This window comes from Actinomycetota bacterium, assembly GCA_019347575.1.
In the GTDB taxonomy this organism is placed as follows: Bacteria; Actinomycetota; Nitriliruptoria; order Nitriliruptorales; family Nitriliruptoraceae; genus JAHWKY01.
Genome location: JAHWKY010000027.1, coordinates 21,591 through 40,801, shown reverse-complemented (window position 1 = coordinate 40,801; position 19,211 = coordinate 21,591). Strand labels below are relative to the sequence as shown.

General features: G+C 72.0%; 17 protein-coding genes. 14 read left to right on the top strand and 3 right to left on the bottom strand.

Translation table 11 applies throughout. The features are described 5' to 3' along the window. Positions 1-74: 74 nt before the first annotated feature. From KY469_16490 to KY469_16460, 7 genes are all read left to right on the top strand, one after another. Positions 75-2,258, top strand: a complete 2,184-nt coding sequence (locus tag KY469_16490) for a thioredoxin domain-containing protein (protein MBW3664699.1) — start codon at positions 75-77, stop codon at positions 2,256-2,258. A 158-nt stretch (positions 2,259-2,416) separates the two neighbouring features. Next, positions 2,417-3,721, top strand: a complete 1,305-nt coding sequence (locus KY469_16485; protein MBW3664698.1) for a hypothetical protein — start codon at positions 2,417-2,419, stop codon at positions 3,719-3,721. Then, entirely contained in the window at positions 3,718-4,005 is a 288-nt protein-coding gene (locus KY469_16480) for a hypothetical protein (GenBank protein ID MBW3664697.1), read from the top strand. Before KY469_16485 ends, KY469_16480 begins: the two co-directional genes overlap by 4 nt. After that, on the top strand, positions 3,995-4,300 hold the full coding sequence (locus tag KY469_16475) for a hypothetical protein (protein ID MBW3664696.1): 306 nt from the start codon (positions 3,995-3,997) through the stop codon (positions 4,298-4,300). The genes KY469_16480 and KY469_16475 overlap by 11 nt, the downstream gene beginning before the upstream one ends. After that, positions 4,297-6,201 carry an ABC transporter permease gene (locus KY469_16470; GenBank protein MBW3664695.1) on the top strand — a complete coding sequence of 635 codons (1,905 nt, stop codon included), beginning with the start codon at positions 4,297-4,299 and terminating at the stop codon, positions 6,199-6,201. The genes KY469_16475 and KY469_16470 overlap by 4 nt, the downstream gene beginning before the upstream one ends. Before the next feature lie 11 nt (positions 6,202-6,212). Next, entirely contained in the window at positions 6,213-6,980 is a 768-nt protein-coding gene (locus KY469_16465) for an ABC transporter ATP-binding protein (GenBank protein MBW3664694.1), read from the top strand. Next, a complete protein-coding gene (locus KY469_16460) occupies positions 6,970-7,686 on the top strand; it encodes an ABC transporter ATP-binding protein (GenBank protein ID MBW3664693.1) in 717 nt (238 codons plus the stop codon). Before KY469_16465 ends, KY469_16460 begins: the two co-directional genes overlap by 11 nt. Here KY469_16460 and KY469_16455 read toward each other — a convergent pair. Both KY469_16455 and KY469_16450 read right to left on the bottom strand, forming a co-directional pair. Then, positions 7,674-9,215: an aldehyde dehydrogenase family protein gene (locus KY469_16455; GenBank protein ID MBW3664692.1), complete on the bottom strand. Its 1,542-nt coding sequence runs from the start codon at positions 9,213-9,215 to the stop codon at positions 7,674-7,676. The genes KY469_16460 and KY469_16455 overlap by 13 nt on opposite strands. A 14-nt stretch (positions 9,216-9,229) precedes the next feature. After that, positions 9,230-10,714, bottom strand: coding sequence for an ABC transporter substrate-binding protein (locus KY469_16450; GenBank protein ID MBW3664691.1), 1,485 nt, complete (start codon positions 10,712-10,714; stop codon positions 9,230-9,232). 318 nt (positions 10,715-11,032) lie between these two features. Here KY469_16450 and KY469_16445 point away from each other — a divergent pair, with 318 nt between their 5' ends. Genes KY469_16445 through KY469_16430 form a run of 4 tightly spaced genes read left to right on the top strand, consistent with a single transcriptional unit; the run spans position 11,033 to position 14,896 of the window. After that, positions 11,033-12,499, top strand: a complete 1,467-nt coding sequence (locus KY469_16445) for an acetyl-CoA acetyltransferase (protein MBW3664690.1) — start codon at positions 11,033-11,035, stop codon at positions 12,497-12,499. Beyond that, positions 12,496-13,257, top strand: coding sequence for a crotonase/enoyl-CoA hydratase family protein (locus tag KY469_16440; GenBank protein ID MBW3664689.1), 762 nt, complete (start codon positions 12,496-12,498; stop codon positions 13,255-13,257). The genes KY469_16445 and KY469_16440 overlap by 4 nt, the downstream gene beginning before the upstream one ends. Then, entirely contained in the window at positions 13,254-14,357 is a 1,104-nt protein-coding gene (locus KY469_16435; protein MBW3664688.1) for a nitronate monooxygenase, read from the top strand. The genes KY469_16440 and KY469_16435 overlap by 4 nt, the downstream gene beginning before the upstream one ends. Before the next feature lie 29 nt (positions 14,358-14,386). Further along, positions 14,387-14,896, top strand: coding sequence for a pyridoxamine 5'-phosphate oxidase family protein (locus KY469_16430; protein MBW3664687.1), 510 nt, complete (start codon positions 14,387-14,389; stop codon positions 14,894-14,896). A gap of 73 nt (positions 14,897-14,969) precedes the next feature. Here KY469_16430 and KY469_16425 read toward each other — a convergent pair whose 3' ends face one another. Further along, positions 14,970-16,262: an alpha/beta fold hydrolase gene (locus KY469_16425; GenBank protein MBW3664686.1), complete on the bottom strand. Its 1,293-nt coding sequence runs from the start codon at positions 16,260-16,262 to the stop codon at positions 14,970-14,972. A gap of 160 nt (positions 16,263-16,422) precedes the next feature. Here KY469_16425 and KY469_16420 point away from each other — a divergent pair, with 160 nt between their 5' ends. The 3 genes from KY469_16420 (at position 16,423) to KY469_16410 (ending at position 19,211) form a co-directional block, all read left to right on the top strand. Continuing rightward, the gene (locus KY469_16420; protein MBW3664685.1) at positions 16,423-17,331 is read left to right on the top strand and encodes a DMT family transporter; all 909 of its coding nucleotides are present in this window, start codon (positions 16,423-16,425) and stop codon (positions 17,329-17,331) included. 45 nt (positions 17,332-17,376) lie between these two features. Next, positions 17,377-18,189 carry a maleylpyruvate isomerase family mycothiol-dependent enzyme gene (locus KY469_16415; protein ID MBW3664684.1) on the top strand — a complete coding sequence of 271 codons (813 nt, stop codon included), beginning with the start codon at positions 17,377-17,379 and terminating at the stop codon, positions 18,187-18,189. A 128-nt stretch (positions 18,190-18,317) separates the two neighbouring features. Beyond that, complete coding sequence (locus KY469_16410; GenBank protein ID MBW3664683.1) at positions 18,318-19,211, top strand: alpha/beta fold hydrolase; 894 nt, start codon at positions 18,318-18,320, stop codon at positions 19,209-19,211.

Below are 19,211 nucleotides of genomic sequence, written 5' to 3'. Positions count from 1 at the left end.
AGGCCGAGTCGCTTCCACGGAGCGTCGCTCAACTTCGTCCCCCGATCCGCTCGGATATGCGAGCGATCTGGGGGATGAAGTTACGACCGGCCGCGGGCCGAGGATGGGCGCACGGGGACCACGGCGCACCTAGGCGGGACGCTCGGTCGGCGGGGCCTGGCGGCGACCTCGTAGCCTGGGAGGTGACCCCGTCGCTCCGGAGCCCCGTGTCCAACCGCCTCGCCACCGAGACCTCCCCGTACCTGCTCCAGCACGCCGACAACCCGGTGCAGTGGTACCCCTGGGGTGAGGACGCCTTCCATGAGGCCAAGGAGCAGGACAAGCCGATCTTCCTATCGGTCGGTTACTCCAGCTGCCACTGGTGTCACGTGATGGCGCACGAGTCGTTCGAGGACCCCGACGTCGCCCGCCTGATGAACGAGCACTTCGTGAACGTGAAGGTCGATCGGGAGGAGCGCCCCGACGTCGATGCGGTCTACATGGACGCCGTCACCGCGATGACCGGCCACGGCGGCTGGCCGATGTCGGTGTTCCTGACGCCCGACGGCGAGCCCTTCTTCGGCGGCACCTACTGGCCCCACCCCGCACGCCAGGGGATGCCGGGCTTCACGGACATCCTCGAAGCGGTGCACGAGGCGTGGACCGAACGGCGTCACGAGGTCGCCCAACAGTCGCAGCGACTCGTGACCGCGCTGAGGGAGCGCGCGGCGCAGCAGGCGCCCCGCGGCAACGTCGACCTCGACGTCACCGACCACGCAGCGAGCACGATCCTCGAGCAGGCGTGGGACCGGCACGCGGGCGGGTTCGGTCGCGCCCCGAAGTTCCCGCAGGCCATGACGATCGAGTACCTGCTCGACCGACACGCGCGCACCGGCGGGTACGACGAGCTGCTCGCGGCGGGGCAGGCGCTGGACGCCATGGCGCGGGGCGGGATCCACGACCAGATCGGTGGCGGCTTCGCCCGCTACTCCACCGACGCCCACTGGCTCGTGCCCCACTTCGAGAAGATGCTGTACGACAACGCCTTGCTGCTGCCCTGCTACGCGAAAGCGGCCGTGTCGAGCGGCGACGACCGCTTCGCCCGCGTCGCTCGCTCGACGGCCGACTACCTGCTGCGCGACATGCAGCACCCGGAGGGAGGCCTCTGGTCCGCCACCGACGCTGACAGCGAGGGCGTCGAGGGGAGGTTCTTCGTGTGGAGCGACGAGGAGTTCCGCGGGGTCGTCGCCGAGGCCGGCGCCGATGCGGACGTGTTCGCGCGCTTCTTCGGTGTGACTGCCGACGGCAACTGGGAGGGCACCAACATCCTCCACGAGCCGGTCCCGCGTGACGACTTCGTCACCGAGAACGACCTCGACGCCGACTCGTTCCGCCGTGACCTCGAGGCGGTCCGGGAGACGCTCTACGCGCATCGTCAGCAACGTGTGCACCCGGGGCTCGACGACAAGGTCCTCACCTCCTGGAACGCCCTCGCGATCCGGGGATTGGCGCGTGCCGGGGTCCACCTCGACGTGGATCGCTACACCACCGAGGCGGTCCGCATCGCGCGGTTCCTCGAGGCCAACCTCGTCGTGGACGGCGTCCTGCATCACACCTGGAAGGACGGCCGGGCATCCGTACCGGCCTTCCTCGAGGACGTCTCCTACCTCACAGCGGCGTACCTGGATCTGTACGCGGCCACGGGGGAGGTGGGCTGGTTCGACCGCGCGGTCGAACTGGCCGACGACGCGCTGGCGAGGTTCCGCGACGAGGACGGCGGCGGCTTCTTCCAGACCGCAGCGGACGGCGAAGAGCTGTACCGCCGACCGAAGGAAACCTGGGACAACGCCACGCCGTCCGGCAACAGCGTCATGGCGGACGTGTCGCTGCGACTCGCCGCCTACACCGGCCAGGCGCGCTGGCGCGAGGTCGCTGACGAGGTCATCGCCACCTTCCAGGGCGACGTCGCGCGCATGCCGACCGGCTACGGCTGGCTGCTACAGGCGGTCGAGTTCGCTGTGGCCGGGCCGCGCGAGATCGCCATCGTCGGGGCGGAGGGCGAGCAGCGGAACGCGCTCGTTCGCGCCGTCTGGGATGCGCTGAGGCCCGGCACGGTCGTGGCCGTGGCCGCCCCGGATGACCCCGCTGCCGTCCGTGTCCCGCTGCTGGAGGGCCGGGGCGAGGCCGACGGCGCGCCCGCGGCGTACGTGTGCCACGACTTCGTGTGCGAGCGCCCCGTCACGTCCGTCGACGACCTGCGCTCGCTCTTCGCCCCGTAGGCGCCATCACGAGGCCGTTGACCCGAGGCCCCTTGCACTCCTAGCATCCGTTAGATGATCTACCTGTTTTGACTACCTCTCTCTGTGAGGGCCAGATGGGGAGCGAGGACGACTCGAGCTCGCGTGGCTCCGCAGGAGCGCGTCGGCGGGGCGCCGGCGTGGGCGTCGCGGTCATCGTCGTGAGCGCGCTGTCGCTCCACCTCACGGCATCCGCCACCGCGCAGACGAACCCCGCGGGCTTCTCGGCCATCGCGAGCGCGACCGGCGCCTCGGTGGCGGTCGTCGCCCCGGGACTCACCATCGTCGACACCATCGTCGACCTCGGAGGCGGGGTGGCGCAGGCGGAGGTCACCTCGCTCGGCGTGAGCCAGGCGTTCGCCGCCAGTCCCGACCCTGGCGAACTCGTGCTGACCGGACCAGGCCTGATCGCCGGACTCAGCGGGTTGCCGTTCCCCAACCCCGAGCAGCCCACGGTCGCCCGGTCGAGCTACCCCAGTCAGCCGGAGGCTTCGTCGGCGGCAGGGCCCTACGCCGTGACCGCCACCAGCGAGGCGCTGCGGTCGGATGCGCTCTCCCTCACCGGCACGGACGGCATTGACGGTGACGTGGCGGTCCGTTCGCGCTCCACCGCGACCGGCTACGTCGAGGAGGGGTCGGTCGTCGCCGAGGCGGTCGCAGTCGCCGAACCCGCCACCTTCGGTCCGCTCGTCATCGGTCGGGTGAGCTCGTCGGTCCGCGTCATCGTGGGTCCGGACGGATCGCCGCAGGTGGAGCGCTCGTTCCACGCGGACGGCGTGACCGTCGACGGGGTGGGCGTCGAGATCACCGAGGAGGGTCTGCAGGTCGCCGGGAACGCAGCGCCGCTCGAGACGTCCCCGGTCGGCGAGGCGCTGGCGCAGGCGGGTGTCGAGGTCCACATGCTCGGAGGAGCCGAGGACGCGGCGGCTGGAACCGCCACTTCGACCGCCCTGCGCATCAGCGTGCGCCACGTGCTGACCGACGGCATCCCCAACGTCGTGCCGCCCGGCCAGGAGGTCGAGCTGCGCTACACGTTCGGACTGACGACCGCGGCCGTCCAAGCGTCGCCGATCGTCGCTCCCGGCACCTCCACCGACACACCACCGCCCCCTGCCACCGGCACCCAGCCAGTCCGGTCGGCACCATCCGATCCCGCCCCGCCACCGACGGCGCCCCGCTTGCCGTTGAGTGCGCCGCCGCTCACGACCCGCGCCGCCCCGCCGTCGATCGCGCCCCCGGTCGGTAGCGCTGCCGACCCGCCCGTCGACGCTCCCACAGCCACCTCCCCGCGGATGCTCCTCGCCGCGAGCGAGCCGCTCGAGGCGGGCTACTTCTACCCGGTCCTCGTCGTCGGCGCGCTGGCCGCACTGGTGTCGATGCACACGACCCGGACCGGTGGCCGCGCCTCCGCCCCATCCGACGCCGACACGGGAGATCCGACGTGAGAGAGCTGCGCTCGTGGTTGCGCGCACAGTGGGACCGGGTCGCCGCCGTCGTCGCGGTGGCCGTCGGCGTCGTATCTCTCACTCTGGGATGGATCGGCGTCGCTGATGCCGTGCTCCCCGCGGCGCAGATCCCCTACGTGGTCTCGGGTGGGATGGTCGGGCTGTTCCTCTGTGGCGTCGGCGCAGCGCTGTGGCTGAGTGCCGACCTGCGGGACGAGTGGCGCGAGCTGCGCCGCATCGAGCGGCATCTGGCCGCGCGAGGGTCTGCGACCGATGAGGGATGAGCTGTGGCCGCGGCGGGCGGTCATCGCGGTCACGCTCGGGGCGGGGTTGTGCTTCGCGATCCTGCTGGTGGCGTGGTACGGCGGGGCGGGTGAGGCGTCGCTAAAAGCGCAGGTGGTGTGGCTGAACCTCGGCGCGGCGGCGGTCATCGCCGCGTCGGTGCTCGCCGTCGCGTTCCTGCGCCAGGCTCGTTTCCGCATCAGTCAGCGCCGGCGTGAGCTGCTCGCCGAGCTGGGGCTGACCCCGCTGACCGACGCGGACCACGAGGTGGATGCGCCGTCCGGCACCGAGCCATGACCGACTACCTGCCGTTCATCATCACCGGTCTCACCAGCGGGTCGGTGTACGCGCTGGCGGCGCTCGGCCTCGTGCTCACGCAACGCACCGCGGGCGTGTTCAACTTCGCGCACGGTGCGGTCGCCGCGGTCGGGGCGTTCGCGTTCTACGGACTGTGGGAGGGGGCTGGCATCCCCTACCCGGTAGCCCTCGCCATCGTCCTCGCGATCGTGGCGCCGCTGGTCGGCTACGTCCTCGAGGCGGTGTCGCGCTCCCTCGGGGGCGGGAGCCGCCCCGTCATGCAGGTCGTGGCCACGGTCGGGATCCTGCTCGTGATCCAGGGGAGCCTGACCCTGACCACGGGAGCGCTCACGCGACAGGCCACGCCGTTCCTGCCGACGGGGATGTTCCGGCTCGCCGGGACCAACGTCGGTGTCGACCAACTCGTCACGGTGCTCGTGACGGCCGCTGCCGCGCTGGGGCTGACGCGACTGCTGGCCCGGACGCGGATCGGCATCGCCATGAGGGGCGTGGTCGACGACGCCGACCTCATCAGCCTGTCCGGTACCGACCCCGTCACCGTGCGCCGCGTGGCGTGGGTCATCGGCTGCGCGTTCGCAGCCCTGTCGGGGATCCTCATCGCGCCGTTCCTCGGCCTCGACGTGCTGCTGCTGACGCTGCTCGTCGTGCAGGCGTTCGGGGCGGCGGCGGTCGGACGCTTCTCGAGCCTCGGTCTGACCTACGCCGGCGGGCTCGGTCTGGGCGTCGCCGTCGCGCTGTCCACGAAGTTCGTGGCGGAGGTGCCCGCGCTGCGAGGGCTGCCGTCGAGCCTGCCGTTCCTGGTGCTGTTCGGGGTCCTGGTCGCGTTCCCGAGACGCCTGCCCCGGACCCCGCCGGGGCGTGCCCACATCGGAGGTGCGCGGACGGCATCGCCGCTGGTCGCCCGGGTCGCCCTCGTCGCGGGCTGCGGTGTACTGATCGTCCTGCCCCACCTGGCGGGCGCGCGCATCCCGATGTTCCTCACGGGAGGCGCGCTCGCGCTGCTGTTCCTGTCGCTCGGCCTGCTCGTCTGGACCGCCGGCCAGGTGTCGCTGTGCCACGCCGTGTTCGTAGCCGTCGGGGGGACCACGATGGCGCACCTGACCGCCGGCGCCGGGCTGCCCTGGTTCGCTGCCCTGCTCGTCTCGGGTCTCGTGGCCGTGCCCGTGGGTGCGGTCGTCGCGATCCCCGCGATCCGGTTGTCCGGCGTCTACCTCGCGCTGGCCACGTTCGGGTTCGGCATCCTCGTCGAGCAACTGCTGTACCCCAGCGGGCTCATGTTCGGAGCCCTGGGCTTCCGGCTGTTCCCGCGCCCCGCCCTCCCTGGCCTCGGCGCCGCCACCGACGTCGCCTACTTCTACGTGGTCGTCGCCGTCGTCGTAGTCGCGGCCGTCTGGGTCCGCAGCCTGCTGCGGTCGAGGCTCGGACGCGTCCTGCGGGCGGTCTCGGACGCCCCGCTGGCCGTGACCACGCATGGCGCGAGCGTCAACGTGGCGCTGACCATCGTCTTCTGCGTGTCGGCGTTCCTCGCGGCGGTCGCCGGTGGTCTGCTCGGCGGGGTCACCGGCTCGATCAGCAGCGGTCCCCTCGGTCCCTTCCAGTCGCTGACCTGGCTGGCCGTGCTGACCATCGCGGGCAGATCCCCCTTGGCGGGAGCCATCGGCGGGGCGCTGCTGCTGGGGGTGTTGCCCGGCTACGTCGGCTCCGATCCGGCGGTGCAGACCGTGACCTTCGGCGCGGTGGCAATCGTGGCGGCCGTGCTCGCGGACTCGGAGGCGGCGCGGTCGTGGTTCGCCGCGCGCGCCGAGGCCAGCCGCTGGCGCCTCGACGCGAGTCCGGTCCGGGCACGGCTCGAGGACCTGCAGACGGAGGCAACGGCGTGAGCGCCGAGCCCGTGCCCACGCTCGAGGTCCGCGATCTCGTGGTCCGCTTCGGTGGTGTCGTCGCAGTGGACCAGCTGAGCCTGCGGGCTCCGGCTGGTGAGATCACCGGCCTCATCGGTCCCAACGGGGCGGGCAAGACCACGACCTTCGACGTGTGCTCGGGACTGCGGCCGCCCACGTCGGGGACGGTGTGGTGGCGTGGGCGTGACGTGACCACCGCTGCTCCCGCCGAGCGCGCCCAGCTGGGGCTCGGACGGACGTTCCAGCAGACCGCGCTGTTCGGGTCCATGACCGTACGGGAGAACATCGCGCTCGGGCGCGAGCTCGGGCTCGCAGGTGCGAACCCCCTCCGTCACCTGCGGGCCCGGCGAGGGGACGACGACGAGGTCAGCGCCGCGGTCGCAGCGGCCGCCGCGCTGTGTGATGTCGGAGCGCTCCTCGACGAGCCAGCCCGTACCCTGTCGACCGGCAACCGCCGGTTGGTCGAGCTCGCCCGGGCGCTCGCTGGCGAGTTCGACCTCCTGTTGCTCGACGAGCCCAGTGCCGGACTCGATGGCGACGAGAGCGCACGCTTCGCCGACATCATCCGGGCCGTCCAGACCGAGCGTGGGTGCGGCGTGTTGCTCGTCGAGCACGACATCCCGCTCGTGCTGTCGCTGTGCGACCACATCTACGTGCTCGACTTCGGACGGCTCATCTTCGAGGGCGCCCCCGCGGAGGTCCGTGCGTCGGAGACCGTCCGCACCGCCTACCTCGGGACCACCGCCGATGCGGTCTGACACGCCCACGCAGCTGACGACCGGCATCGAGCTGGACTCGGTCGACGCCGGCTACGGCAGCACGACCGTGCTCCGGGACGTGTCGCTGAGGGTGCACCGCGGGACCGTCGGGGCGTTGTTGGGCCCCAACGGCGCGGGCAAGTCGACGACCCTCGCCGTGATGTCAGGGCTGGTGTCTCCGCGCGCCGGGCGGGTGGTGCTGGGCGGAGAGGACGTGACCACGGCCGCGCCGCACGATCGCCAGCGGCGGGGGCTGTGCCACGTCCCAGAGGGGCGGGGCATCTTCCCGTCGCTGACCACCCGTGAGAACCTGATCCTGCTCGCCGCTGGTGATCCCGACGACGCGATCGAGCGGGCGGTCGCGGCGTTCCCGTCCCTCGGCCGGCGGCTCGACCTGCCGGCGGGGATGATGAGCGGCGGCGAGCGCCAGATGCTGGCCGTCGCACGCGCCTACGTCTCGCACCCCGAGGTGATCCTGCTCGACGAGGTCTCGCTCGGCCTCGCCCCCATCGTCGTCGACGACATCTACACCTTCCTGCACGGGCTGCGCGAGCAGGGCGTGACCATGCTGCTCGTCGAGCAGTTCATCGCCCGCGCGCTCGGGTTCGCAGACGAGGTATGGGTCATGAGGCAAGGCCGGATCGCCCACCACGGTCCCGCTGCTGACCTCGACGCCGAGGCGGTCGCCGATCTCTACCTGGGCTGACGGCGGCCGTTGCGTCCGAACAGCGCCCACAGGCCCGCCTGGAGCATCCGTGCGGACGGGTGCCGCCGGCGGTGGAACATCAACGAGATCATCGCGGGCGTCCAGCGGAACCGGTCGACGGTGATAGCCCGCGACTGACTGAACGCGCGGAAGCCCTCGGTGCCCTGGAGTCTGCCGTACCCCGACGACTTCGTGCCGCCGAACGGCACCGCTGCCATCGCCGCCCCGAGCATGGCATCGTTGACGTTGACCCCACCCGCCTCGATCCCGTGGGCGAGCCGCAAACCCGTGGCGCGCTCAGTCGTGAACACGCTCGCGGTCAGGCCCATCCGCGAGTCGTTGGCGAGCGCGACCGCTTCCTGCAGATCGCGCGCTCGCACCACGGACAGGATCGGCCCGAACGACTCCTCGTGGTAGACGTCCATCGCGGCGGTGACGTGGTCGAGCACGGTCGGTTCGAGGTAGGTGCCGTGCCCGAGCCCGCGTCGCTCCCGCCCACCGGCGACGATCGTCGCACCCTTGCTCACCGCGTCCTCGATGCGTGAGCGGAGCACATCGAGCTGGGCGGGCCGCGTCAGGGGGCCGACCTGACTGTCGTCGGCCGGGCCGACCCGAACGTTCCGTGCCAGATCGGCCGCGTGCCGCACGAAGCGCTCGTGCAGCGGGGCGCACACGATGGCGCGCTCGGTCGACATGCAGGTCTGGCCCGCGTTGAGGAAGGCCGCCGCCGTGGCGGCGCGCGCGGCCTGGTATGGGTCGGCGTCCGGGGCGACGATCATCGGGTCCTTGCCGCCAAGCTCGAGCACGACCGGGGTCAGCGAGTCGGCGGCGGCGCGCAGGATGTGACGCGCCGTACCCGGACTGCCGGTGAAGGACAGCGCGTCCACTGGGGCCCGCACCAGCGCCTCTCCGGTCCGGCCCGCGCCGGTGACGACCTGCGCCAGTTCGATCCCGGCGGCGTTGACGGCCTCGACGAGGCGCAGCCCCGTCAGCGTCGCGAGCTCGGACGGCTTCAGCACGACCGTGTTGCCCGCCCCCAGCGCGTAGGGCAGGGTCTGGAACGGGATGCCGATGGGGTAGTTCCACGGCGAGATCAGCCCCACGACGCCGAAGGGGGCGTACTCGACCCATGCCCGCTTGCTCACGACCGGGTAGCTGGGCCGGCGCTCGGGTCGCAGCGCCCTCTCGACGTTGCGCGCCGCCCACGTCAGCATCGCGCAGGCTGCGAACAGCTCGTAGTAGGCGGTCGCGACCGGCTTACCGGTCTCCTCCGCGGAGATGCGGGTGAGGTCGGGACCAGCCGCGACCAGGCTGGCGCGGATCCGCAGCAGGTGGCGGCCGCGCTCGCGCAGCGGCAACGCCGCCCAGTCGCGCTGGAGCTCCCGAGCCCGGGTGACCCGACGCGCGACGGTGGCGGGCCCCATGTCCTCGAACGTGCCGAGCACGGAACCGGTCCGCGGATCGATCGATCGCATCGGGGTGGTCGCGACGTCACGTGCGGCCCGTGGTTGCACCGGATGCGACGGCACGCTGGTGTCCTCGGTCACAGCAGGTCGGTGCAGCGGATGGCTGGCCCGAAGGGGACGGAGTAGCGACCATCCTGGGCGACGACCGGCCACCAGCACGTGCTTGGTTCGGCGGTGCCGTCGCGCGTGAACGTCAGGGGGTGGGTCATGCCGTCGAGGTCGTCGCCCCGGATGCGCCACAGACCCTCGAGGACCGCCGCGGTCGTGGGCTCGGCCAGATCGTGGGCGGCCGCCTCGAGGAGTTTGCCGGAGACCCAGCCCGTCACGTGGCCGACGGTGGGATCCTCACCGGGAGCGAAGCGGGCGAACGCCTCGTTGAACTCCGCCACCGCCGGATGCGACGCCAACGGGAACGGCGCCACGGGGGCGCCCATGACGAACGTGGCGATGTTCTCGTCCTCGAGGTGCGTCCTCGACCCGATCGACGCGGCCACCGTGTACACGGGAAAGAACCCCTGCCGGGCGCAGGCCGCGGCGACCCGGGTGAACGAGTTGCGATCCATCCCGAGGTTCAAGATCTCCGCGCCGGCGTCGCGGGCGTTGAGGCACTCGGCGGTGAAGTCCGGCTTGGCCAGCGACGCCTGTGCTCCGTACACCATCTCGAGCCCGAGGTCGTCGGCGTACTCGCGGGCGAGCGCGAGCGAGTCGGCGCAGACCTGCGCCTCCTGGCAGACCAGCGTGCCGTACTTGGTCAGCCCGTTGGCTTCGGCGTACGTCGCCGCTGACCCGAGGTTCATGAGCGACAGGTGGCGACCGCTCGACATCTGCGGGAAGTACATCGAGTGCTCGTAGAAGTAGTGCGCCCCGCCCTCGCTGCCGATCACGGGGATGCGACGTTCCTGGTGGAACGAGATGCTCCCTTCGCCCGAGACCGCCTCGCCGTTCTGTACGAAGGCGACCACGCCTCGTTCGTCCACCAGCTCCTGGACCAGGGTCCGGTGTCGCGCCGGATCGGCCTGGTCGTCGACCGCGATCAGCTCGACCGGGTGCCCGTTGAGACCGCCCTTACTGTTGATGTGAGCGACCCATGCCCTCAGGCCGTCGACCCCAGGCTTCAGCGTCGCGCCGACGAGTCCGGTCAGGGGACCGACGCTGCCGATGATCAGCGGCGGTTTCTCCTCGGCAGGAGGCGGCGGGGCGGCGTCGCCAGGGCGCGGATCGGCCTCCGATGCAGCCGGGTCGGGCCCACCGCTCGCGCCGGAAGGGTCGGTTGCCGAGCTCTCGTCGACCGACCTCGGCACGTCCGGTCCGGTCGTCGTCGCGCCGCCGGTGGCTCCTGGAGCCGGTGAGCTCGCGCTCCCCTCGTCGTCCGCCTCGTCGCTCGCGGAGCTCGGCCCCGGAGCGGTCGCGGTGCCGGGCGCGGGGCTGGCGATGGCTTCGACCACGAGCGCGGCACGCAGCTCCTCCTCGGTACGGCGCGAGCCGCACGCGGCCACGGTGGCGGCCAGCAGCAGCAAGGCCACGACGGTGCGCAGGCGCGGCCCCCGGTCGGCTGCTCGCACGGCCCCTGTCCTCCCTCACGATCCCGCCATCGTAAGCGTATCGTTAGTATCATCTACCTTAGTTGGATACTTCCGGCTTGGGTAGCCGGAACCGGCGATGGCCCCGGGATCGGGTCGCGGCAGTCGAGCGGCACGAGGCGCAGAGAGGGCGAGGACCCTGGACGTCTTGCTGAGCGGTGAGGACGATTGAGTAGCGACGAGCACCGGTCTCAAGTAGCCCGGAGGCCGGTAGACCAACTGAGGTCTCAAGTAGCCCGGAGGGCGGTAGACCAACTGAGCCGTCCGGTCCTCGTCGGGGTCGGGCAGATCACCAACCGGGTGACCGACCCCGATGACGGCAGGGAGCCCCTCGATCTCGCGACCGAGGCGCTGACCCAGGCCCTCAGCGACGCCGGGCTGGGACCGGACGGTGCCTCGGCCATCGACAGCATCGACGTCGTCAACGTCGTGAGCTGGATGTACGCCGATCTCCCCGGCGCGATCGCCAAGCGTGTGGGGGCATCACCGTCGCGCACGGAGCACAGCACCTGGGGTGGCAACCAGCCAACGCTGCTGCTAGACCGCGCCGCGGGACGCATCGCGGCCGGCGAGCACGACGTCGCCGTGGTCGTCGGAGCCGAGTCGTTCCGGAGCCTGCAGCTCACGGCCCGCCAGGGCCGGATGCCGGGTTGGACGCCGCCACCGCCGGACGCGGTCCTCCCCGACCCCAAGGAGCACCTGCCCGCGACGGCGTGGGATCACGGCCTGTTCTCGCCCGTGCAGGTCTACCCCCTCTACGAGAACGGCCTGCGACACCGCGTCGGGCTCGACCTCGACGCCAGTCAGCGCTGGTCCGCGCAGCTGTGGGCTCGCATGTCGCAGATCGCGGCGGACAACCCCGACGCGTGGGATCGGACCGTGCGCACCGTGGAGGAGGTTGTCACGCCATCGGCGGACAACCGACCCATCAGCTTCCCCTACACCAAACTGATGAACGCCCGCATCACCGTGGACCAGGCGGCGGCCATCGTCGTGACGTCGATCGGCGCGGCACGGCGTCTCGGCATCGACGAGTCGCGGTGGGTCTACCCGCTCGGTGCGGCCGGTGCCGACGATCCCCAGGACATCCTGGCGCGGGTCAGCTACCACACCGCCCCGGCGATGCGCGCCTCCCTGCTCGGGGCGCTGGACGAGGTCGGTCGCAGCGCCCCCGAGATCGATCTGCTCGAGCTGTACAGCTGCTTCCCGTGCGTGCCCAAGCTCGCCCTGCTCGAGCTGGGGTTGCCACTGGATCGCGACATCACGGTGGCCGGAGGGCTCACGTCGTTCGGTGGTCCCGGCAACGACTACATGCTGCACGCCGTCGTCTCGATGGCCCGCCTCCTCCGGGAGCGGCAGGGCGCGACCGGCCTGCTCTACGGCAACGGCGGGTTCGTGACCAAACACCACACCCTCGTGCTCGGCAGCGACGACACGACGGAGGGGTACACCACCGACGGCGTGGGGCGGGACGCGGCCCTCCAGGCGCGGGTCGACGCGCTCCCCGCTCCCGCCGTCACCGCCACCCCATCGGGCCGTGGGCGCATCGAGACCTTCACCGCCCCCTACGACCACGCCGGCGAGCCGGAGCGCGGCATCGTCATCGGCCGCCTGGATCGCACCGACGAGCGGTTCGTCGCCACCGTCCCTCGGGGGCAGGTCGGGCTGCTCACCGATGCGCGTCACGACCCGGTCGGTGCCACCGGCACGGTCGAATCAACCCCGGACGGCAACGTGTTCACCATCGACGAACGGAGCCCTGGATGAGCGTCCGCGAGGAACGACGGGGCGAGGTGACCGTCATCACCATCGACCGCCCGGGAGCACGCAACGCGGTCGACCGCTCGATCGCCGAGGGGATCGAGGCCGCGCTCGACCGCGCCGATGCCGACGACGCCGTGCGGGTGGTCGTGTTGACCGGAGCCGGCGACGTCTTCTGCGCCGGGGCCGACCTGCGGGCTGCGGGCACCGACCCGCAGGGACTGCAGACCGAGCGGGGCGGGTTCGCCGGCATCGTCCGGCGCGAGCTCGCCAAGCCCGTGATCGCGGCGGTCAACGGTCCCGCACTGGCCGGGGGCTTCGAGATCGCGCTGGCGTGCGACCTCGTGGTCGCCTCACGAACCGCCGTGTTCGGCCTGCCGGAGGTCAAGCGCGGGCTCGTCGCCGCCGCTGGTGGACTGCTGCACCTCGGCCGCCGCGTCGCGCCTGCGGTCGCCCTCGAGCTGGCGATGACCGGCGACCCGATCGACGCCGAGCGGGCAGCTGGCCTCGGGCTCGTGAACCGCGTCGTCGAACCGGGCGAGGAGCTCGCGATCGCGCTCGAGCTCGCGGGACGCATCGCCGCGAACGGTCCGCTCGCGGTGCGCGTGTCGCGCCGGCTGGTCCTCGAGGCACCGACCGTCACCATCGGCGAGGGGTGGTCGCGTACCGAGAACGCGGTGGAGGAGATCCTCGGCAGCGAGGACTTCCACGAGGGCATCGCCGCGTTCCTGGAGAAGCGCGAACCCGTCTGGACCGGGCGGTGACCGGCCTCGGCGATCCCGCGGGCACCGCCCTCGACACCGCGCTGCGGCGTTCCCTCGGCATCCACGTTCCCATCCTGCAGGCCGGCATGGGGCTGGGGGCACGCGCCGAGCTGGTCGCTGCGGTCAGCGGGGCGGGTGGTCTCGGTGTGATCGGCGGCGCCCCGCTGCGCTCCGACGAGCTGCGCGCCCAGATCCACCAGGTCCGAGCGGCGACCGACCGGCCCTTCGGCGTCGACCTGCTGCTGCCACCCCAGCTGACCACCGACGACCCGACGGTCGCAGCGGTGCGGGACGCCGTCGCCGATCTGCCTCAGGAGCAGCGGGACGCTGTGCCCGAGCTCGAGGCCATCGTGCGCCCCGGCCACGTCGACGATCAGGTCCAGGTCTGCATCGACGAGCGCGTGCCCGTGCTGGTGGCCGGTCTGGGGTCACCGGCTCCGTACCTCGACCGCCTCCACGCCGCGGGCGTGCAGGTGTTCGCGCTCGCCGGATCGGTGGGGCACGCCGTGCGGCACGCGGCGGATGGTGTCGATGCCGTGATCGCATCCGGATCGGACGGCGGCGGCCACGTCGGCCGGGTGGGCTCGCTGTCGCTGTGGTGCGGTTGCGTCGACGCGGTCGACGTGCCCGTGATCGGTGGGGGAGGGGTCGCCGATGGCCGCACGTTCGTGGCCGCGTTGAGCGCCGGGTGCCAGGGAGTGTGGGTCGGGACCCGCTTCCTCGCCACCGTGGAGGCCGACGCGCACGAGGCGGCGAAGCAGCGCCTCGTCGAGACCGCGACGGACGGCACGACCGTCACGCGCGCGATCAGCGGCAAGCCCATGCGGGTGATCCGCAACGCCTACGTCGACGGGTGGCGTGGCCGCGACCACGAGGTGCTGCCGTTCCCGATGCAGGCGCTCGCGAACGAGGGGCGCGGGGCGTGGGCGCTACGCCGCGGCGACGTCGACGAGGGCGTGATCCCCGCCGGTTCCAGCACCGGCCTGGTCCACGACATCCCGACCGCGGCCGAGGTGGTCCTCCGACTCGTCGCCGAGGCGCAGGCGACGCTCGCCGCGCTCGCGGGCACCGCGCCGGTCGATGTCGCAGGTCCGCGGTAGAACGTGCTTCCACCGATGAGGAGGAACGCGTGGACGTCACCGCGACCCGCCCTGACTTCGCGCCCGGCTACGGCATCGCCACAGGTGACGAGGCGGGGTTGCTCGACTGGAGCTGGGCGACCCAGAGGCTCGAGGCCGCGCGCAACTACTGGATCGTGACCACCCGCCCTGACGGGCGCCCGCACGCGGCACCAGTGTGGGGCGCGTGGACGGGCGGGGCGCTGCACTTCGGCACCGACCCGGGCGCGGTGAAGGCACGTGCTATGGCGCACCAGCCGTGGGTGGTCGCCCACCTCGAAAGCGGCGACGAGGTGGTCATCATCGAGGGCCGCATCGACCAGGGTGTCGACGCCGAGACGCTCGAGCGGGTCAACGACGGCTACGCCGCCAAGTACACCGACCCCGATACCGGCGAGCCCTTCCGCCTCGGCACCGAGACCGCTCCGGGACTCTGGGTGCTGCGCCCCGCCGTCGCGTTCGGCTGGCTCGAATCCGACTTCGTCCGGAGCGCCACGCGCTGGCACTTCAGCCCGAGGTGACCCCGAATTCGTCCCCCACTTCGTTCGGATATCCGACAGGATCGGGAGACGAAGTCGAGCGGGAGGCGGTGCGTCAGGCGAGGCGGTCGGCCTCGAGCGCCCCGATGAAGTCGATGATCGCGCGGTTGGTGCGGTCGGGTGCCTCGAACTGCGGCACGTGGCCGCAGCGCTCCCAGACCTCGACGCGGGCGTCGGGGACGACCTGGCTGATCTTGTCCGCGTAGCGCGGGCTGACGAGCCGATCGGTATCGCCCCAGATCCAGTACGACGGTACGGCGAGATCAGCGAGCCGCGTCCAGTAGCCGTTGCGGCCACCGGCGCGCTCGCCGCCGAGGTGACGGGCGCACGACAGCAGCGCCATGCGGAAGCGCCGGTCGCGCAGGTCGCGCGCCACATCGAGCGCCGCCGCCTCCATGTTGATCAGGGGGACGGCTGAAGGGGTGTGGAACATGTCGTGCAGGACCGACACGATCCAGTCGTGGCGGACGGGGAGTGGCGTGAGTCCCAGCCACTGGCTCTGCAGCCGCCGCAGCAGCGGACCGAACCGCTGCCACTCGTCGAACGCGACCGCGGCGCCCAGGCCCACGAAGCCCGACACCGAGCGCGGGTGGCGCAGCGCCACCTCGGTCGCGATGCGGCCACCCATCGAGTTGCCGACGAGGTACGCGGGGGTGATGCGGTGACGGCGGAGGTAACCGTGCACCAGCCCCGCCATCCAGCGCATCGTGTAGCGCCGGCCGGTGGGGAAGGGCCGGTCGGACTTGCCGAACCCGGGCAGGTCGAGCGCGTGGACCTCGAAGCGGTCGGCGAGCGCATCGAAGGTCGGCAGGAACGACACCTTCGACGCTCCGAGGCCGTGGATCAGCACCACCGGGGGGCCGACGCCGGCCACGAGCGACTCGATACGGAACCCACCGATGTTGGTCTGCGCGGTGTGGACCATGCGTGTCGTCGCGGGACCGGGGCGGAACAGCGTGTAGAGCCGGAGCGCGAGGTTGAGGTCGCCGGTCACCTGCAGCGCCCCGCTCATGAAGGCCTGCACCGCATCGGAGGCGCCGCTAGCGAGATCGAGCCACGTCGCCGGGTTCGCCGTGATGGTCGCACTCGGCTCGGAGCCGGGGCGGCCCGGCGACAGCACGCAGCGACGGTCGGCGATCTGCAGGGTGTAGGTGGGGCCGTCAGCGACCTCGAGCGCGAAGATCGCCCGCAGGCGGTCCGCCTCGTGAGGCAGGAAGCGCTCCATCAGATCGAGCAGCGCCGCCCGCACGCTTGCAGGCTGCAGGTCCAGCGCACCAGTGGGCTCGAAGGCCCGTGCGGCACCCGCGCGCGACTCCGTCACCTCGCCGGTCAACTCAGGTTCGGCCATCCGCAGCCCCTGTTCTGTTCTCCAACTGTACGGGTGACCCGCCTGGCACCGACGGAGGTGGCGCGCACGACCGTACGGGTGACCCGTCGGCCACTGCCGGTGTGCGGTGAAGCACTCGTCGTTAGGCTTCCGCCGTTGCCGACCCGTCACCTGGAGCCACGTGAGCGACCTACTCCGGACGTGGGCTGGCGTCGTGCTCATCTCGTTCAGCGCCGTCTACGTCCGTCTCGCGGACGTCGAGGCGACCCGATCGGCGTTCCTGCGCGTCGCCTACGCGCTCCCCGTGTTCGCTCTGCTCGTGGTGTGGCGCCGTCGTCGGTCCGAGACCCCCACGACCGACGGCTACTGGGTGCCGGTGGCGGCCGTGGCGGGCGCGTTCCTCGCGCTCGACCTGGTGTCGTGGCACACCTCGATCGGCCTGATCGGGGCGGGGCTGGCCACGGTCCTGGCGAACCTGCAGGTGGTGGTCGTCGGGATCATCGGGGTGGTGCTGTTCCGCGAGCGACCGCGGGGGACGTTCTGGCTGGCGCTGCCGATCGTGCTGGTCGGTGTGTGGCTCCTCGGCGCGACCGGCGAGCCGGTCGAGTCTGGCGGCTCCGTACTCGCGGGCGTCGGGTTCGGCGTCCTGACCGCCCTGGCGTACTCGGTGTTCCTCGTCGTGCTCCGGCAGGCACGTCTGGGCGGCGCCGACGTTCTGCCGTCGATGGCGTCCGCGACGCTCGGGGCAACCGTCGTGGCGTTCGCGTTCGCGGCCGCCCAGGGCGTCGCCGCCCCGCCCGCTTCGCTCGAGGCGAACGTGTGGCTCGTCGCGCTCGCCCTCGGCTCGCAGGTCGCCGGATGGCTGCTGCTGACCAGCAGCATCGACCGGCTGCCAGCCGCGCTGACGTCGGTGGCGTTGCTGCTGCAGCCGGTCCTGGCGATGCTGTGGGGCGCGCTGCTGCTCAGCGAGCCGATCGGCCCCCCGCAGGTGGCTGGTGCGGCCATCGTCCTGGCAGGGGTCGCCGTCGCGCACCGCGCCGCCCGGGTGGCGGTGCACCACGAGGCCGAGGAACCGGTGGGCGTGCCCTGACGACCGCCGCAGCAGCGCGGCGGCAGGACAGCGAGGAGGAAGCGGGTGGCGAACCGTCCGATGATCGATCTGATGGAGCAGGAGTACCGCACGGTCCGCGAGCTCTGCGACGAGCTCGATGCCGACGACTGGCGGCGCCCCACCGACTGCGAAGGCTGGACCGTGCAGGACCAGGTGAGCCACCTCGCCGGACTCGAGGGACTGCTGCTCGGTAGGGACCAGCCCCACCACGAGCCTCCCGACGCCCCGCACATCCGCAACGACGTCGGTCGGCTCAACGAGAGGCAGGTCGACTACCGGCGCTCGTGGGCACCCGAAGACGTGCTCGCTGAGCTCGACGACAACACCACCGAACGGCTCGAGGCCCTCCGCATCCTCGACGACGAGCAGTGGGCCGCGGACACGTACACCGTCACGGGTCCGGCGACCCACGACCAGGCACTGCGACTGCGGATCTTCGACTGGTACGGCCACGAGCAGGACATCCGCCGTGCCACCGGACGGCCGGGCCACCTCGATGGTCCCGTCGCCGCGAAGGCAGCCGAGGTGTTCTACGACGCGCTCGGCTTCGTCCTCGTCAAGCGAGCGGGGGCCACCGAGGGCACGACGTTCGTCGTCGAGGTCACCGGGTCGAACGGCCGCGTGGTGCCACTGATCGTCCGCGACGGGCGTGGCACGGTGGCCGCCGAGGTGCCGAGCGACCCCGATGCGACCCTGACCCTCGACTTCGAGGCGCTGCTGCTGCGCGGCTACGGCCGCCGCAGCGCCGAGGAGCTGCTCGAGGCGGGGCGTGTCGAGCTCGGTGGCGACACCGACCTCGCGCGGCGCTTCCTCGAAGGCCTCGCCGTGACCATCTGACCGCGACGACAGGATCGCCCGGCTGCGCACCCGACCCAGCGGCCGAGACCGCGCTCTCGGCCGCGGTCCCCCCACGAACCCACCATCGACGCCGCGGATGCGGCGTCGCCAAGGAATGGAGGAAGTCGATGCCCGATGCCTTCCGAACCCCCGACTCGCGCTTCGTCGGCCTGCCCGGCTGGGACCTCGAACCCCGGTACACGGACTGGGAGGGGCTGCGGCTGGCCTGGTACGAAGCCGGCCCGGAGGACGGCCACCCCGTCGTGCTCGTGCACGGCGAGCCGACCTGGTCCTACCTGTACCGCAAGTACCTCGGACCGCTGACCCACGCCGGGTTCCGCGTCATCCTCGCCGACCACGTCGGGTTCGGTCGCAGCGACAAGCCCACCGACCGCGACTGGTACGACTACGACCGGCTCGTCGATGCCTTCACCGCCGCCGTCGCGGCCGCCGCCCCGACCGAGCCCGTGACCCTCGTGGTCCACGACTGGGGTGGCCCCATCGGGCTGCGTTGGGCGATGGACCACCAGGACCAGGTCGCACGGATCGTCATGCACGACACGGGGCTGTACGCCAGTGGCGCGCGGGTGTCCGAGGGCCTGCAGCGGTGGCTGGACCACGTCCGCGAGGCGGAGCGTCTCGACATCCGCAAGCTCATGTCGCGCTCGACCGAGAGCGACCTGCGCCCCGAGGTCGTCGCCGCCTACGAAGCGCCGTTCCCCACCGACGCGTCACAGGCGGGCGCGGTCGCGCTGCCGTTGCTGATCCCCACCTCCGACGAGCACCCGTCGGCGCCGGCGATGATCGCCGCCAACGAGGCTCTGCTGGCGTGGGAGAAGCCGCTCATCGCGCTGTGGGGCGCCGACGATCCGCTGCTGCCGCCGTTCATCGGCGAGGCGTACGCCGCCGCGGTGCCGGGAGGGGTGGGGTGCGAGACGTTCCCGCGCGCCAACCACTTCCTGCAGGAGGACGCGGGCGACGATCTCGCGCCGCGCATCGTCCGGTTCATCGCCGAGACGTGA

Bases quoted from the DNA above. Each gene is read 5' to 3' on its own strand.
- KY469_16490 (MBW3664699.1), top strand. From the start codon at position 75: ATGAAGTTACGACCGGCCGCGGGCCGAGGATGGGCGCACGGGGACCAC.
- KY469_16475 (MBW3664696.1), top strand. From the start codon at position 3,995: ATGAGGGATGAGCTGTGGCCGCGGCGGGCGGTCATCGCGGTCACGCTC.
- KY469_16470 (MBW3664695.1), top strand. From the start codon at position 4,297: ATGACCGACTACCTGCCGTTCATCATCACCGGTCTCACCAGCGGGTCG.
- KY469_16460 (MBW3664693.1), top strand. From the start codon at position 6,970: ATGCGGTCTGACACGCCCACGCAGCTGACGACCGGCATCGAGCTGGAC.
- KY469_16440 (MBW3664689.1), top strand. From the start codon at position 12,496: ATGAGCGTCCGCGAGGAACGACGGGGCGAGGTGACCGTCATCACCATC.
- KY469_16425 (MBW3664686.1), bottom strand. From the start codon at position 16,262: ATGGCCGAACCTGAGTTGACCGGCGAGGTGACGGAGTCGCGCGCGGGT.
- KY469_16410 (MBW3664683.1), top strand. From the start codon at position 18,318: ATGCCCGATGCCTTCCGAACCCCCGACTCGCGCTTCGTCGGCCTGCCC.